Annotated in this window: 15 protein-coding genes; 10 read left to right on the top strand and 5 right to left on the bottom strand. The window is 58.0% G+C overall.

Annotated features, from left to right (window positions below; genetic code table 11):
• Positions 1 to 175: 175 nt before the first annotated feature.
• The 3 genes from B2589_RS04735 (at position 176) to cpdA (ending at position 2,250) form a co-directional block, all read left to right on the top strand.
• Positions 176 to 796 (top strand): NUDIX domain-containing protein, encoded by a 621-nt coding sequence (locus tag B2589_RS04735; RefSeq protein WP_286815768.1) that lies wholly within the window; start codon positions 176 to 178, stop codon positions 794 to 796.
• Entirely contained in the window at positions 793 to 1,278 is a 486-nt protein-coding gene (locus B2589_RS04730; protein ID WP_286815767.1) for a DUF1249 domain-containing protein, read from the top strand. Before B2589_RS04735 ends, B2589_RS04730 begins: the two co-directional genes overlap by 4 nt.
• A gap of 165 nt (positions 1,279 to 1,443) precedes the next feature.
• Positions 1,444 to 2,250, top strand: a complete 807-nt coding sequence (cpdA, locus tag B2589_RS04725; RefSeq protein WP_286815766.1) for a 3',5'-cyclic-AMP phosphodiesterase — start codon at positions 1,444 to 1,446, stop codon at positions 2,248 to 2,250.
• Between the two features lie 83 nt (positions 2,251 to 2,333).
• On the opposite strand, the gene metE is transcribed toward cpdA, so the two are convergent.
• Positions 2,334 to 4,604, bottom strand: a complete 2,271-nt coding sequence (metE, locus tag B2589_RS04720) for a 5-methyltetrahydropteroyltriglutamate--homocysteine S-methyltransferase (RefSeq protein WP_286815765.1) — start codon at positions 4,602 to 4,604, stop codon at positions 2,334 to 2,336.
• Between the two features lie 111 nt (positions 4,605 to 4,715).
• On the opposite strand from metE, the gene B2589_RS04715 reads away from it, so the two are divergent.
• The 3 genes from B2589_RS04715 to B2589_RS04705 are packed head-to-tail and all read left to right on the top strand — an operon-like array spanning position 4,716 to position 7,249.
• Positions 4,716 to 5,606, top strand: a complete 891-nt coding sequence (locus B2589_RS04715; RefSeq protein WP_286815764.1) for a LysR family transcriptional regulator — start codon at positions 4,716 to 4,718, stop codon at positions 5,604 to 5,606.
• A gap of 47 nt (positions 5,607 to 5,653) precedes the next feature.
• Positions 5,654 to 6,046: a glycine cleavage system protein GcvH gene (gene gcvH, locus B2589_RS04710; protein ID WP_153741312.1), complete on the top strand. Its 393-nt coding sequence runs from the start codon at positions 5,654 to 5,656 to the stop codon at positions 6,044 to 6,046.
• A 6-nt stretch (positions 6,047 to 6,052) separates the two neighbouring features.
• Positions 6,053 to 7,249, top strand: coding sequence for a class I SAM-dependent rRNA methyltransferase (locus tag B2589_RS04705; RefSeq protein WP_286815763.1), 1,197 nt, complete (start codon positions 6,053 to 6,055; stop codon positions 7,247 to 7,249).
• A gap of 92 nt (positions 7,250 to 7,341) precedes the next feature.
• On the opposite strand, the gene B2589_RS04700 is transcribed toward B2589_RS04705, so the two are convergent.
• Positions 7,342 to 7,998, bottom strand: a complete 657-nt coding sequence (locus tag B2589_RS04700; RefSeq protein ID WP_286815762.1) for an HAD family hydrolase — start codon at positions 7,996 to 7,998, stop codon at positions 7,342 to 7,344.
• A 171-nt stretch (positions 7,999 to 8,169) separates the two neighbouring features.
• Between B2589_RS04700 and B2589_RS04695 the strand changes: the two genes are divergently transcribed.
• From B2589_RS04695 to B2589_RS04685, 3 genes are all read left to right on the top strand, one after another.
• Complete coding sequence (locus B2589_RS04695) at positions 8,170 to 8,682, top strand: RNA pyrophosphohydrolase (RefSeq protein WP_022989890.1); 513 nt, start codon at positions 8,170 to 8,172, stop codon at positions 8,680 to 8,682.
• A gap of 29 nt (positions 8,683 to 8,711) precedes the next feature.
• Positions 8,712 to 11,018, top strand: coding sequence for a phosphoenolpyruvate--protein phosphotransferase (gene ptsP / locus B2589_RS04690; RefSeq protein ID WP_286815761.1), 2,307 nt, complete (start codon positions 8,712 to 8,714; stop codon positions 11,016 to 11,018).
• An 87-nt stretch (positions 11,019 to 11,105) separates the two neighbouring features.
• On the top strand, positions 11,106 to 12,347 hold the full coding sequence (locus B2589_RS04685) for a patatin-like phospholipase family protein (protein ID WP_286815760.1): 1,242 nt from the start codon (positions 11,106 to 11,108) through the stop codon (positions 12,345 to 12,347).
• Positions 12,348 to 12,379: 32 nt separating this feature from the next.
• Here the strand turns inward: B2589_RS04685 and B2589_RS04680 are convergent, their stop codons facing one another.
• The 3 genes from B2589_RS04680 to tnpA form a co-directional block, all read right to left on the bottom strand.
• A complete protein-coding gene (locus B2589_RS04680) occupies positions 12,380 to 12,682 on the bottom strand; it encodes a hypothetical protein (protein WP_286815759.1) in 303 nt (100 codons plus the stop codon).
• Positions 12,683 to 12,692: 10 nt separating this feature from the next.
• Positions 12,693 to 12,818, bottom strand: coding sequence for a hypothetical protein (locus B2589_RS04675; protein ID WP_286815758.1), 126 nt, complete (start codon positions 12,816 to 12,818; stop codon positions 12,693 to 12,695).
• Between the two features lie 317 nt (positions 12,819 to 13,135).
• The gene (tnpA, locus tag B2589_RS04670; protein WP_081697630.1) at positions 13,136 to 13,552 is read right to left on the bottom strand and encodes an IS200/IS605 family transposase; all 417 of its coding nucleotides are present in this window, start codon (positions 13,550 to 13,552) and stop codon (positions 13,136 to 13,138) included.
• Between the two features lie 21 nt (positions 13,553 to 13,573).
• On the opposite strand from tnpA, the gene B2589_RS04665 reads away from it, so the two are divergent.
• A partial coding sequence (locus tag B2589_RS04665) for an RNA-guided endonuclease InsQ/TnpB family protein (protein ID WP_286815757.1) occupies positions 13,574 to 14,397 on the top strand: 824 nt, incomplete at its 3' end.

Below are 14,397 nucleotides of genomic sequence, written 5' to 3'. Positions count from 1 at the left end.
GCGGAGCCATGGATGGCGGAGCAGAAGCGCCACATGGACGTGCCGCAAGGAGCGGTTTTTGGAAAGGACGTCCCAAGGACCGCCAAACTTCGGGCTAGAAGGCTGGGGCCGTAACTTGCAGCTTCACCATCATTACCGCTATCGTTCCAAGCCGAACACCAAACCGGAAACCCGAATGCCGAAACCGTTCCAGTTCAACGCCAGCGACGTCAAAATCGAAAAATGCGAAACCGTCTTCCAGGGCTTCTTTCGCATGGACAAACTCTGGCTGACCCACCCGCGCTTTGACGGCCGCGACATGCCCACCTTCACCCGAGAACTCTTCATCCGCGGCGACGCCACCTGCGTGCTCCCCTACGACCCGCAAAGGGATGAAGTCGTACTGCTGGAACAATTCCGCCTCGGCGCCCTGGGCCGCAACCAATCCCCCTGGTTGCTGGAGCTCGTAGCGGGAATGAACGAAGACGGCGAAAGCCCGGAAGACGTGGCGCAGAGGGAAGGGCAGGAAGAGGCCGGGTTAAGTTTTAGCCGGCTGGACAAAATCTGCGATTATCTGGTGTCTCCCGGCGGCACCACCGAGATGATCCACCTCTATTGCGGACAGGTCAGCACTGCCGAAGCCGGTGGTATTTTCGGTATGGAGCACGAACACGAAGACATTCTCAGCCACGTGGTCAGCGCCGACGAGTGCTTCGCCATGATGGCCGATGGCCGCATTAACAATGCCGCTGCGATCATTGCTATCCAGTGGCTACAGCTGAACCGTGACAGGCTGCGCCGGGAGTGGTTGGCATGACTGAGTGGGTGAAGCGTCCCAAGTCCTATGTACCGGATTTGCGCCAGCTGGGTGCGCTGTGTGATGGCAATTACCAGCGGCTTCGCAAACTGCGGCAGCTGGAATCCGATGGCAAGCCGGTGTGCGAGTTTGAATTGCACCGGGAGAACCAGTACCTGGGGCGAGTGCGGATTGAAGTGCTGCAAACGGCAAAGTTTACCGAAACCCTGTTGCTGGAGCAGGTCCACAACAGCGGCCGCTGGCTGAATAATCCACAGATGACCGTGCGGGTCTACCACGATGCAATGATGGCGGAAGTCATCAGTTGCTACCGGCAGCGCCAGATCGCGCCGGTGAACGATTACCCGAACCGTTTTATGCATCACCCCGATGAAAAGGTTCAGGTGAATGGTTTCCTGGCCGACTGGCTGGACTACTGTTTGCGCTTCGGGCACCTGCCTATGGAGAATGCCGTCTGGTCGGCGGGTGAGGGGATCGACTAGACAGCATCTCACTCTGCCTGTGGTGAAGTTGTCAAAAACTGCAAAAATTTTGTGTCTGCGGGCCAGAATGTGAACAATCTACGATTTTACATTAATCAAAAGGAACCCGGCCATCGTACACTCGTTGTAACTTCAACCGTTTGCCCCGAACAGAACAGGTCCTGAATGTCTGACCACCAATCTGCCCGCCCGCTAAAAGTCCTACAGCTGACAGACCCGCACCTGATGGCACGGGATGATGGTGCCTTGCTGGGGGTGAACACCCGCGAAAGCCTGTCGGCCGTCATTGAAGAGGCTCTGCGAAGCCATGGCCAGCCGGACCTGGTGCTGGCCACCGGCGATATCAGCCAGGATGCTTCCGTGGCTTCCTACCATTATTTCGGACAGAAACTGGAGGCTTTTCAGTGCCCGTCTGCCTGGATTGCCGGCAATCACGATGACTCAGCCACCATGTACGCCGTTGCTGATGAATTCGACGCCCGGCGCCGGCAGTTTGTGCTTGGGGGCTGGCACTTCGTTATGCTGGATTCCTCCGTACACGGGAAAGTGCATGGAGAGCTTTCGGCGGACGAATTGGCGTTTCTGGACCAAACCCTGTCGGAACACTCGGGCTTGCCTACCATGGTTTGCCTGCACCATCACCCCGTCGATATCGGCTCGGACTGGATGAACCAGATAGGCCTCAAAAACCGTGAGGCTTTCTGGCAGGTGATCGACCGGCACACGAACGTCAGATGCGTGCTCTGGGGGCACATTCATCAGGAGCTTCAGCAGCAGCGCAACGGCGTGCAGCTAATGGCCTCTCCGTCGACCTGTATTCAGTTTGCGCGAGGTTCCACAGATTTTGCGGTAGAACCGCTAGCCCCGGGCTACCGTTGGTTTGAGCTCGATCCTTCCGGCAACATCGCCACAAAAGTCTGCCGCGCAGAGCAGTTCCGGTTCAACCTGGATGAAGGTAGCGCCGGCTACTAGCCGATCAAGATGTCCCTATATATTCCCAATGGCTGACCTGCACGCCGGTTTGTAACATATAGGGACAAAACTGTGCGCGAGTGTCAGGCCCGCAGTGCTTGCGCAGCCGCCACCATTGTCTCCAGCGCCGGCGTCACTTCCTCCCACTTGCGGGTTTTCAATCCGCAATCCGGGTTAATCCACAGCCGCTCTGCCGGGATGCGCTCTGCCGCCAGGGTCATCAGGTTGATGATGTGGTCCTTGTCCGGAATGTTGGGCGAGTGGATGTCATACACGCCCGGCCCGATATCGTTCGGGTATTCAAAGTTCCGGAAGGCATCCAGCAGTTCCATATCTGACCGCGAGGTTTCAATGGTGATCACATCGGCATCCATGCGGGCGATGGCTTCGATGATGTCGTTGAACTCCGAATAGCACATATGGGTGTGGATCTGGGTGCCGTCTTCCACGCCATTGGCAGCGATGCGGAAGCTGTTGATAGCCCAGTCCAGGTAGTTTGCCCAGTCTGACTGCCGCAACGGCAGGCCTTCGCGCAGGGCGGCTTCGTCGATCTGGATGATATTCACGCCGGCTTTCTCCAGATCCTGCACTTCCTCGCGAATGGCCAGGGCCAGTTGCAGGCAGGAGTCTTTTCTTGGCTGATCGTCCCGCACGAAGGACCAGTTCAGAATGGTCACCGGGCCGGTCAGCATACCCTTCACCGGTTTGTCGGTGAGAGACTGGGCGTAGCGGATCCAGTCCACAGTCATTGCCCTGGGCCGGCGAATGTCGCCAAACAGAATGGGCGGTTTCACGCAGCGGGAGCCATAGGACTGTACCCAGCCGAAGCGCGTAAAGGCGTAGCCATCCAGCTGTTCACCGAAGTATTCCACCATGTCGTTGCGCTCGGGTTCGCCGTGCACCAACACATCCAGCCCCAGTTTTTCCTGCGCTTCGATGCAACGGGCGATTTCTGCCTGCATTTGCTCGGTGTATTGGGTGCCGCTCAGCTCGCCTTTGCGGAACTGCAGGCGGGCCTGGCGGATTTCCGGAGTTTGCGGGAAGGAGCCAATGGTGGTGGTCGGGAATGCCGGCAGGCTAAGAATTTGCCGTTGTTTGGCGATTCGCTGGGGGTAGGGGCTTTGGCGATTACCCAGCTCTGGCGTTACCGCAGCAACGGCTTTTTGAACGGTAGGGTTGGTTACCCGGCTGGATCTGCGACGGCTTTCGATGGCGATACGGTTTTCAGCCAGTTCGCTGCGCACGGCGGTGCGACCTTCGTTAAGTGCTTTTGCAAGCGTTTGCAGCTCATCGAGTTTCTGCACTGCAAAGGCCAGCCAGCTACGGATTTCGGTTTCCAGCTCCTGCTCACGGGCCAGGTCGACCGGCACGTGCAGCAGTGAACAGGAGGGCGCCAGCCACAGGCGCTCGCCCAGCTTTTCGTTCAGTGGTTCGAGCCAGTCCAGAATATTGTTCAGGTCGGATTTCCAGATGTTGCGGCCATTGATCACGCCCAGCGAGAGAATCTTGTGGCTCGGCAGCCAGTCCGCCACCCGGCTGACTTCTGCCGGTGCGCTCACGGCATCAATGTGCAGCCCGGCCACCGGCAGTTCGCAGGCCAGTTGCAGGTTGTCCCGGAGTTCACCGAAATAGGTCGCCAGCAGCAGTTTCGGGCGGTTGGCCTTGAGCTGGTGATAGGCCAGATTGAAGGCATAGCGCCAGTTGGCGTCCAGGTCGGTCACCAGGGCCGGTTCATCAATCTGTACCCAGTCAGCGCCGGCATCGGCCAGGGCTTCCAGCAGTTGTGAATACGCCGGCAGTAGGTGTTCCAGCAAGTCCAGCCGGTTGCTGCCATCGGAGGTTTTACCCAGCCAGAGGTAGGTCACTGGCCCGATGATGATGGGTTTGGCCTTAACGCCCTGTGCCTGCGCTTCGGCCAGTTGGGCGAGCAGTCGCTCAGGGTTCAGTTGAAAGCGGGTGTCGGCGGTAAACTCCGGCACAATGTAGTGATAGTTGGTGTCGAACCACTTGGTCATCTCGCCCGCCGCGGTGGCGCAACAGGGGCTGTCATTGGCGCCCCGGCCCCGGGCGGCGCGGAAATAGGCGTCCAGCTCCGAGCCTTGCTTGCCTGCGGCTCTCTCAGGCAGGTTGCCCAGTGTCACGGACATGTCTAACACCTGGTCGTACAGGGAAAAATCTCCCACAGGTACGAAATCCAGCCCGGCCTGTTGCTGCCAGTGGCGCCGACGCAGGTCAGTGGCGGTGATTGCCAGCTCCTGCTCGGTTTGCCGGCCGGCCCAGTAATCTTCCAGTGCAAATTTCAGCTCCCGCTGTCCGCCAATGCGGGGGAAGCCCAGGTTGTGTGTGGTTGCCATGATCAAATCCTTGAATCTGTGTGTTGAGTCAGGAGCTAAGGTTAGGCGGGTGATTGCATGAATAAAAATGGTATTATTTCAACATTCAATGAACAAAATTCACGGATGGTCATGATCGAACGAAATCACCTGGAGATTCTGCGCGCTGTTGAACGGCAGGGTTCCCTGACGGCTGCGGCCGAACAGCTGCACCTTACCCAGTCGGCGTTGTCCCATGCCATGCGAAAGCTGGAGCAGCAGCTGGGTACGCCTGTCTGGCTTCGGGAAGGCCGCCAGTTGCGGTTTACCCAGGCCGGCAATCAGCTGCTGGGGCTGGCGAATCGGTTGCTGCCACAGTTTGAGCATGCAGAAATGCAGATCCGCCAGATTGCCAAAGGCCAGCGAGGCAGCTTGCGGGTGGGTATGGAATGCCATCCCTGTTACCAATGGCTGTTGAAGGTCGTCGGCCCCTACTTGCAGCAATGGCCGGATGTCGATGTGGATGTAAAACAGGAGTTCCAGTTCGGTGGCATGGGCGCGTTGTTCGGCCATGACATCGACCTGCTGGTGACCCCGGACCCGCTGCACAAGCCCGGCGTGTGTTTCGAGCCGGTATTCGATTATGAGCAGGTGCTGGTCGTCCCCGAAACCCATCCGCTGGCGGGCGAGCACTGGGTAGAACCCCATCAACTCGAGCAGGAAACCCTCATTACCTATCCGGTTGCGGTCGAGCGCCTGGACATTTTTACCCGGTTCTTCCTGCCCGCCCATACTGGTCCGACTCGGCATAAAACCATTGAAACCACTGACATCATGTTGCAGATGGTGGCCGCAGGGCGAGGCGTGAGTGCACTGCCCCGGTGGCTGGTGGATGAATATGCCCGCAACCTGCCTATAAAAGCCCTGAAACTGGGCCAGCAGGGCATGCCCAAACAGATCTTTCTGGGCTTCCGGGAGCGCGACGAAGCCGTGGATTACCTGAACGCGTTCGTGAAGCTGGCCCGGAGCATTCGCTGGAACTAATCTCTTCGGTTAAACTGCGCGGAAAATTTCAACAGGACACACAAATCATGAGCGACATTCCTGCAGATCTGAAATACATCGAGACTCACCAATGGGTGCGGGTAGAGGCTGACGGCACGGCTACCGTGGGCATCACCGACTTTGCCCAGGAGCAACTGGGCGATGTGGTCTACATCGGCGTGCCCGAGGTCGGCGTGACTGTTAACGGTGGTGAGGAAGCCGGTGTGGCGGAATCCGTTAAGTCAGCGTCTGACGTATTCAGCCCGGTGACCGGTGAGGTTATCGAGATCAATGAAAAGCTTGAAGACGAGCCGGAAATCGTCAATGAAGACCCGTATGGCGATGGCTGGATGTTCAAGGTGAAGCTGGCCGATGAAGGCGAGCTTGACGGCCTGATGGATGCTGCGGCGTACGCAGAACACGTGGCCGCTGAGGAATAATCATTGATGGACTTTCCCGTTCTCTACCTGCGCAAAGGCGCAGAACGCCGTCTCCGTGCCGGCCACTTGTGGGTATACAGTAACGAAGTAGACACCCAACGCAGCCCGCTGCCCGGGTTTGAGCCCGGCTCACAGGTGCAGGTGCGTGCTTCGAATGACAAGCCCATGGGTATCGCTTTTGTGAACCCTCATGCGTTGATTTGCGGCCGGCTGATCAGCCGGGATGCGGATCATGGCATGACACCGAAGCGGCTGACGGACCGGATGGAGACGGCGTTGAGTCTTCGGGAACGTTTGTTTGATAAGCCTTTTTACCGTTGGGTGTTTGGCGACAGTGATGGCTTGTCGGGCCTGGTGGTCGACCGCTTTGACGACGTGGTGGTGGTGCAAATCTCCACCGCTGGCATGGAGCAGATGAAAGACGCCATCGTACGAGCCGTTCAGCGCCTGGCCCATGCCCGCATTATCGTGCTGAAAAACGATGGCAAGATGCGCAAGGTGGAAGGTCTGGATACCTACGTGGAATTTGCTCATGGCCCGGAAGCCGACACCGTACTGGTAGAAGAAAACGGCGCCCGCTTTGAAGTGCCATTGGCTGGCGGCCAGAAAACCGGCTGGTTCTACGACCACCGCATGAACCGCCAGCGCCTTCAGGCCTATGCGCCCGGCAAGAAAGTGCTGGATGTGTTCAGCTACGTGGGTGGTTGGGGTATTCAAGCGGCTTGTGCGGGTGCCTCCCAGGTGACCTGTGTAGACGCGTCTTCATCGGCAGTGGATGCGGTGCATCACAATGCCAAACTGAACGGGCTGGAGAATGTGGACACCATCGAAGGCGATGCCTTCGACGCCCTGAAAGCCCTGGCAGACGAGAAAGAAAAGTTCGACATCGTAGTGCTGGACCCGCCCGCACTGATCCCCCGCCGCCGGGACCAGAAAGCCGGTGAGCAGGCCTATGCCAGGCTGAACCAGCTGGGGCTACGTTTGCTGGAGCGTGATGGCTTGCTGGTTTCCGCGTCTTGTTCCATGCATTTGTCCCAGGAAAAGCTGATCGACATTATCCGGGGCAGCGGGCGCAAGATCGACCGGTTTGTGCAGCTGTTGGAGCAGGGCCACCAGGCGCCTGATCATCCGATCGTGCCGGGGATTCCGGAGACCGACTATATCAAGTCGTGCTTTGTGCGCTCTCTTACCGGGTTTTTGTGATTGCCGCCAGGGGAGAATGGCGGTAGAGAAGGGTGGGGTCTGACCCGTAGGGTCAGACCCCTTTGTATCCGTCAGGGTTGGTGCACTAAGCCTTACCCCCGCAGCGACATAACCTGCCAGCCATTCTCGATAGCCGTCTTCTCCAGCGTCGGGTCCGGGTCCACCGCCACCGGATTCTCCACCTTCCGCAACAGCGGCAAGTCGTTGTGGGAGTCACTGTAGAACCAGGCTCCGTCCAGGCTCTCGTTATGGGCGGCCAGCCAGTCATTCAGCCGCACCACCTTGCCTTCCTGGAAGCTCGGCGTACCTGCCACTTCGCCGGTGAACTTGCCGTTTACCAGCTCCGGTTCCGTAGCAATCAGGTGGTCTACGCCCAGTAACTTGGCAATCGGTTCGGTAATAAATCGGTTAGTGGCGGTGATGATCATCAGCGTATGACCCTGCTCGCGGTGCTCTGCCAGCAGTTTCGCGGCCTTGTCTTGCATCATCGGCTGAACTTTCTTGGCCATAAAGGCTTCGCGCCAGCTTTCCAGCTCATCCATGCTGTGCCGGGTTAACGGTGCCAGTACAAAGCGCTGATAGTGGAAAACGTCCAGCTCGCCGTTCAGGTATTCCTCGTAAAAGCGGTCATTGGCCCGCTTGTACTCTTCGGCATCCACCATGCCTTCTTCCACCAGAAACTCACCCCATGCGTGGTCGCTGTCACCATTGAGCAGGGTGTTGTCCAGATCAAAAATTGCGAGCGTCAAGCCGTTTCCTCCCATCGTTACAGGCTTCGTAGCAAGGCGCACAGTCTAGCATGACCTGCCGCCAACGGCTCCGTTTGCCGAACTCTTGGGATTCTGTAAGAATGAGAGCAACTTGGACAATTTCCGCCGGTTACAAATTAACCGGCAGCCGACTTTAACGAGGACTGTGCCGTGATCGACTCAGACGGTTTCAGACCCAACGTCGGAATCATTCTGGCCAACCACAGGGGAGAAGTTCTCTGGGCAAGGCGAATAGGGCAGGACTCCTGGCAGTTTCCGCAGGGTGGTATCAAGCACAATGAATCACCGGAAGACGCGCTGTATCGGGAGCTTGGAGAGGAAATCGGCCTCAGTGCCAGCGATGTGGAAATCATCAGCTGCACCCGGGGCTGGCTGCGATACCGTCTTCCGCGAAGGATGGTACGCCACAACTCGCACCCCGTTTGTGTGGGGCAAAAACAGAAATGGTTCCTGCTGAGGATGTTATCGCCAGACGCGCATGTACGCGTGGATGGCACGGATTCACCGGAGTTCGACGGCTGGCAGTGGGTAAGCTACTGGTATCCGTTGGGGCAGGTGGTCTCATTCAAGAGAGAAGTATACAGACGTGCGCTGAGAGAACTGGCTCCCAGACTGTTCCATAACATGGAACAGTGGCATCGGAGTGAGCAGAACCGGCGTTGAAGGAACATCAGAAATGACGGACTGACTCCATGCTGAGCATCCTGCGAAGTCTAGTACAAGAGGTGAACAGCGCCCGCGATCTGAACGAGGCGCTGGATATCATCGTATCGCGGGTGCAGAAGGCTATGAACACCGAGGTCTGCTCCGTTTATCTGCTCGACCCTGCCTCCAACCGCTATATCCTGATGGCCACCGAAGGCCTTTATAAGGATTCTGTGAGCAAGGTCAGCCTGGCCTACTCCGAAGGCCTGGTTGGCCTGGTCGGCTCCCGTGAGGAGCCTATCAACCTTGAAGATGCGCCTTCCCATCCGCGCTACCGCTACTTTCCTGAAACCGGTGAGGAACGATTCCGTTCCTTCCTCGGTGTGCCCATTATCCACCACCGCCGCGTACTTGGCGTGCTGGTGGTACAGCAGCGGGAAAGCTCCCGGTGCTTTGATGAAGGGGAAGAGGCATTCCTGGTCACCGTATCAGCCCAACTGGCCGGGGTGATCGCCCACAGTGAAGCCACGGGCGCGATCAGCGGCCTGTCGCTTACCGGTGAAGAAACCCAGGACGTCAGCTTCAACGGCGTGCCTGGTGCTCCGGGCGTGGCCATTGGCACCGGCGTAGTTGTGTACCCGGTGGCAGACCTGGATCTGGTGCCCGAGAAGCCCACCGAGGAGATCGAGCAGGAACTGGCGCTGTTCCAGTCCGCCGTGCAGGCAGTACGGGAAGACATCGAACGGGTAGCGAACCGGCTCGCGTCCCAGCTGCGCCCGGAAGAGCAGGCACTGTTCGACGTGTATCTGCGCATGCTCAGCGATGAAGCACTGCCCGGCGAGGTGGTCAACAAGATCCGCGAAGGCATCTGGGCTCAGGGCGCCCTTAAGCAGGTGGTTCAGCAGTACATCCGGCATTTTGAAATGATGGACGACCACTACCTGCAGGAGCGGGTGGTGGATATCCGGGATCTCGGCCGCCGCCTGCTGTCACATTTGCAGGAAGGTGAGCAGAAGCATCTGGAATATCCCGAGCATACGATACTGGTCAGTGACGAAATCACTCCGGCCATGCTCGGGGAAGTGCCCAAAGGCCAGCTTGTGGGGCTGGTATCTGTAAAGGGCTCCAGTAACTCCCACGTGGCCATCCTGGCCCGGGCCATGGGTGTGCCCACGGTGATGGGCCTGGTGGACATTCCGGTGAACCAGCTGGATGGCAGGGAACTGATTGTCGACGGTTTCGAAGGGCAGATTTTCGCCTCGCCCTCGGCGGATCTGCGGGCCTTCTACCAGGCTATTTGCGATGAAGAAAACGAGCTGATTCGCGGCCTGGAAGCCCTGCGGGACAAGCCCTGTGAAACCACCGACGGCCACCGGGTCGCGTTGCTGGTGAATACCGGCCTGATGACCGATGTATTGCGGTCGCTTTCCCATGGTGCGGAAGGTATTGGCCTGTACCGCACCGAAGTGCCGTTTATGATCAAGGATCGCTTCCCATCCGAGCAGGAGCAGCGGGAATACTATCGGGAGCAGTTGGAAGCCTTCGCGCCCAACCCGGTGACCATGCGTACCCTGGACATCGGCGGCGACAAGGCCCTGACCTATTTTCCCATCCAGGAAGAAAACCCGTTCCTGGGCTGGCGTGGCATCCGGGTTACCCTGGACCACCCGGAAATCTTCCTGGTGCAGGTGCGGGCCATGCTCAAGGCCAGCGAGGGCCTGAACAATCTGCAGATCATGCTGCCTATGATCAGCAATATCTCCGAGGTGGAGGAGTCTCTGCACCTGATTTACCGGGTCTATCACGAGGTTCGGGAAGAAGGTTACGACATTCACATGCCCAAGGTGGGCGTGATGGTGGAAGTGCCGGCTGCGGTGTACCAGATTCGCGAACTGGCCGAGCGCGTCGATTTCCTGTCGGTAGGCTCGAACGACCTTACCCAGTACCTGCTGGCGGTGGATCGCAACAACCCCCGGGTGGCCCAGTTGTACCATTCTTACCATCCGGCTGTGCTTCAGGCGTTGGTGCGTATCGCCCAGGATGCCCATTCTGTTGGCAAGCCGGTGGGCATCTGTGGTGAGCTGGCGGGCGATCCTGGTGGCGCGTTGTTGTTGATGGCCATGGGTTACGACTCTCTGTCTATGAACGCTGCGAGCCTGCCCAAGGTCAAATCAGTGATTCGCAGCATCGACAGGGAGTGGGCCATCCGGTTGCTGGAAGACGTGCTGTTACTGGACTCTCCCCATGTGATCAAAAGCTGTGTTGACCTCGCCATTCGTAATGCCGGCTTTGGCCGTTACTTGCGCCCGGTCAAGTCCTCACCCGCGGCACTGGCCGATCAGGCGGCAACCTGAGCCAACCCGTTTATAGGGTGCGCACTCTAGAATCCGCTGTTAGGTTAGAGGCGTAAATTCAGCAGCAGTACCTGAGAAGGATGGCCGATGACACACTCAACCGAACTCAAGCCGACACCCAGGATCGGCCTCGCCCTTGGCGGGGGCGGGCCTCTGGGCGGTATTTATGAGATCGGTGCCCTGCGAGCCCTGGATGAAGCGCTGGACGGCCTCGACTTCAACAATGTGGATGTCTACGTAGGCGTGAACTCCGGCTCCTTTGTGGCTGCGAACCTGGCCAACCAGGTGACCACCGCCCAGCTGTGCCGGATCTTTGTGCGTAACGAAGCCGAAGTACACCCCTTCCACCCGGAAGTGTTCTACCGCCCGGCACTCCGGGAATACGGTAACCGCTTGCTGGCCGTGCCGAAGCTGATCTCCACCGCCATCAGCCGTTTCGTCAACAATCCCTACGACCAGAGCCTGCTGGAAGCCATGACCATCCTGGCCCAGGCGGCCCCGGCGGGGCTGTTCGACAACGAAGGTCTTCATGATTACCTGCGCCGGGCGTTCACCATGCTGGGGCGCACTAACGACTTCCGGCAACTGAAGCACCGGCTGTATGTGGTGGCTGCAGATGTAGAAAGCACCGAAGCCGTGTGTTTCGGAGCGCCGGGTTTCGACCACGTGCCCATTTCCAGGGCAGTACAGGCCAGCACGGCGTCTCCAGGCTTGTATGTGCCGGTAGACGTAGACGGCCGTTACTATGTAGACGGCACCCTGAGAAAAGGTCTGCATGCATCCGTCGCTTTCGAGGATGGTGCGGACCTGGTGCTGGCGGTTAATCCGCAAGTGCCCATCGATGCCAGCGCCGCCGTGCGGGCCGGCACCATGCAGCCGGGCGATCTCACCCGCTCGGGCATGCCCAACCTGCTGTCCCAGATGTTCCGCACCATGGTTTATTCGCGAATGCAGTCGGGCATTGCCCAATACGCCCGGGATTACCCGGACAAAGACATCCTGCTGTTCGAGCCTACCCGGGACGACGCCAAGCTGTTCTTCTCCAACGTCTTCAGCTTCCAGAGCCGCCGCATGGTGTGCGAACACGCCTACCAGATGACCAGGCGGGACCTGCTCAGCCGGGCCGATGAGCTGGAACCGAAACTGGCGAAATACGGCATCAAGCTGCGTCGGGATCGCCTGGAAGACGAACAGCGCACCATCTCCACCAGCCTGTATGGCGAGCTGTTACCGCTGTACGTGGCCAAGGGCCGCAAGAAGCAGGCTGAGAAGGGCAAGCTGGCCAGCGGGCTGAGTAACGTTACCCATCTGTTTTCCCGGGCCCAGTAGGGTCTGTGGCTCTTTTGTCCTTTGATCGATAGTCAGATACCGGGAGCAAGCTGCGGGAAGTAGTAAGGTTCCGCATGTTCCGGGATTTCCCGTTTCAGAGGGGATCGACTGCTGGTTTCACTCAACAGCCCATCGTCTTTCAACTGCTTGATGAGCCTTCGTGCTGTACGGCTTTCGGAAGCTCCGGTCATTTCGAGTGTGGTGGAGCGTTCGAGCGCGCCCTGAATGAAGGCCTGGAACAGAATCTGTGAAGCTTCCGGTTTCAGTGCTCCGTCAACGCCCGGAATCCGGCCTTCATTTCTCGCCTGAACATAACTGCGAATGCGTTTCTGCATACCGCCAAGATCAAGCAAGCCGGCCGGTCAGTTTGGCGGCTTCACGGTTCAGTGTGCTGGCAAGGTCGAGAAGCTCGTACTTAATCAACGCCTCTTCCTGCGGTACGAACGGGGCCAGGTCCATAAATGAAGTCATACACAGTCCTTGGTATATTCTGATAGCACTTGAGCGAGAGTGTCCGGTTTAATTTCCGCTTTGAAAGCTCCACAATGCCACAGTGAGCGCCCATAAATAAAGGCTTTGGTGTGAGTCGGTCGCAGGAAAGAGCTGCTTTTTAGGCGTTAAATGTCCGGTTTAAAGTCCGCTTTCTGAATGGCTGCCTGGCAAGCTGGCACAAAAAAGGCCGGACGGGATAACTCCCTCCGGCCTTTTGCTTACCCAACACACCGTAAAGCCCGGTCATTCATGGCGGGGATATAAGGTGAGAGCGGCGTCGCCGCTCCATTGGTCGGTTAGTGCGGTGTTTGTTGCTGCTCGATATATTGGCGAATGATCTCTATCGGCGCCCCACCACAACTGGACGCAAAGTAGGACGGAGACCAGAGCACGCCTTTGTAATAGAACCGTGAGGCGATATCAGGCCGCTCTTTGCGCAGTACGCGACTGGACGCGCCTTTCAGACTGTTCACCAGCGATGATACCGCCACCTTGGGCGGATAGTTCACCAGCAGGTGAACGTGATCGCCCTCCCCATCCATTTCTTTCAGCTCAGCATCAAAGCCGGCACAGATCTTTTCGAACAACTCCCGCAGGCGCTCGATCGCATCCTTGTCGAACACGGTTTTTCGGTATTTGGCGACAAAGACCAAATGAACGTGCATCACAAAAACGCAATGCCGACCTGTTCTGATATCGTTGATTTGTGTCATAGACCAAACTATAGTGGGGTTATGAAACGCCTGCAAGCCTTTAAATACGAACTCCGGCCCGATGGTCAGCAACAGCGCCTCATGCGCCGTTTCGCTGGCTCCTGCCGGTTCGTGTTTAACAAGGCATTGGCGCTGCAAAAGGAGCGCTATGAGCAAGGTGAGAAGAAGCTGAGCTATGCGGGTTTATGCAAAGAGCTAACCCAGTGGAAGCTGGATAGTGCAACCGAATGGTTAGCTGAAACCCCTTCGCAGGCATTGCAGCAAAGCTTGAAGGATCTGGATCGGGCCTACACCAACTTTTTCGCCAAGCGGGCGGAATTTCCCCGCTTCAAGAAGAAGGGTGTTTCCGACAGCTTTCGCTACCCTCAAGGCTGCAAGCTCGACCAGGCGAACAATCGCCTGTTTCTGCCGAAGCTCGGATGGGTGCGATACCGCAACAGCCGCGAGGTTCTGGGCACGGTGAAAAACGTCACCGTGAGTCAGTCGGGCGGCAAGTGGTTTGTCAGCATCCAGACTGAGCGAGAAGTGGAAACGCCGACCCCCAAGGGCGATGCCATTGGCATTGATCTAGGTGTGGCTCGCTTTGCCGCCTTTGATCGTCCCTTGCTGGCGTTTGAGGGCGAGGATCACCTGAAACCCCTTAACAGCTTTAAGAAGCACCAGGCTCGACTGCGCAAGGCGCAGCGGGCTTTGAGTCGAAAAACCAAATTCAGCAACAACTGGAAGAAAGCGAAAGCCAGAGTCCAGCGGATTCACGCCCAGATCGGCAACGCCCGCCGCGACTACCTCCACAAAGCCACGACCGCCATAAGCCAAAACCACGCGATGGTGTGTATCGAGGACTT

The organism is Marinobacter sp. UBA3607 (assembly GCF_002375525.1).
Lineage (GTDB): Bacteria > Pseudomonadota > Gammaproteobacteria > Pseudomonadales > Oleiphilaceae > Marinobacter > Marinobacter vinifirmus.
Note: the sequence above shows the minus strand (reverse complement) of the source record. Positions and strands in the feature narration are given on the sequence as shown.

Bases quoted from the DNA above. Each gene is read 5' to 3' on its own strand.
- B2589_RS04730 (WP_286815767.1), top strand. From the start codon at position 793: ATGACTGAGTGGGTGAAGCGTCCCAAGTCCTATGTACCGGATTTGCGC.
- gcvH (WP_153741312.1), top strand. From the start codon at position 5,654: ATGAGCGACATTCCTGCAGATCTGAAATACATCGAGACTCACCAATGG.
- B2589_RS04735 (WP_286815768.1), top strand. From the start codon at position 176: ATGCCGAAACCGTTCCAGTTCAACGCCAGCGACGTCAAAATCGAAAAA.
- B2589_RS04685 (WP_286815760.1), top strand. From the start codon at position 11,106: ATGACACACTCAACCGAACTCAAGCCGACACCCAGGATCGGCCTCGCC.
- B2589_RS04715 (WP_286815764.1), top strand. From the start codon at position 4,716: ATGATCGAACGAAATCACCTGGAGATTCTGCGCGCTGTTGAACGGCAG.
- B2589_RS04705 (WP_286815763.1), top strand. From the start codon at position 6,053: ATGGACTTTCCCGTTCTCTACCTGCGCAAAGGCGCAGAACGCCGTCTC.
- B2589_RS04675 (WP_286815758.1), bottom strand. From the start codon at position 12,818: ATGACTTCATTTATGGACCTGGCCCCGTTCGTACCGCAGGAAGAGGCG.
- B2589_RS04680 (WP_286815759.1), bottom strand. From the start codon at position 12,682: ATGCAGAAACGCATTCGCAGTTATGTTCAGGCGAGAAATGAAGGCCGG.
- tnpA (WP_081697630.1), bottom strand. From the start codon at position 13,552: ATGACACAAATCAACGATATCAGAACAGGTCGGCATTGCGTTTTTGTG.
- ptsP (WP_286815761.1), top strand. From the start codon at position 8,712: ATGCTGAGCATCCTGCGAAGTCTAGTACAAGAGGTGAACAGCGCCCGC.
- metE (WP_286815765.1), bottom strand. From the start codon at position 4,604: ATGGCAACCACACACAACCTGGGCTTCCCCCGCATTGGCGGACAGCGG.
- cpdA (WP_286815766.1), top strand. From the start codon at position 1,444: ATGTCTGACCACCAATCTGCCCGCCCGCTAAAAGTCCTACAGCTGACA.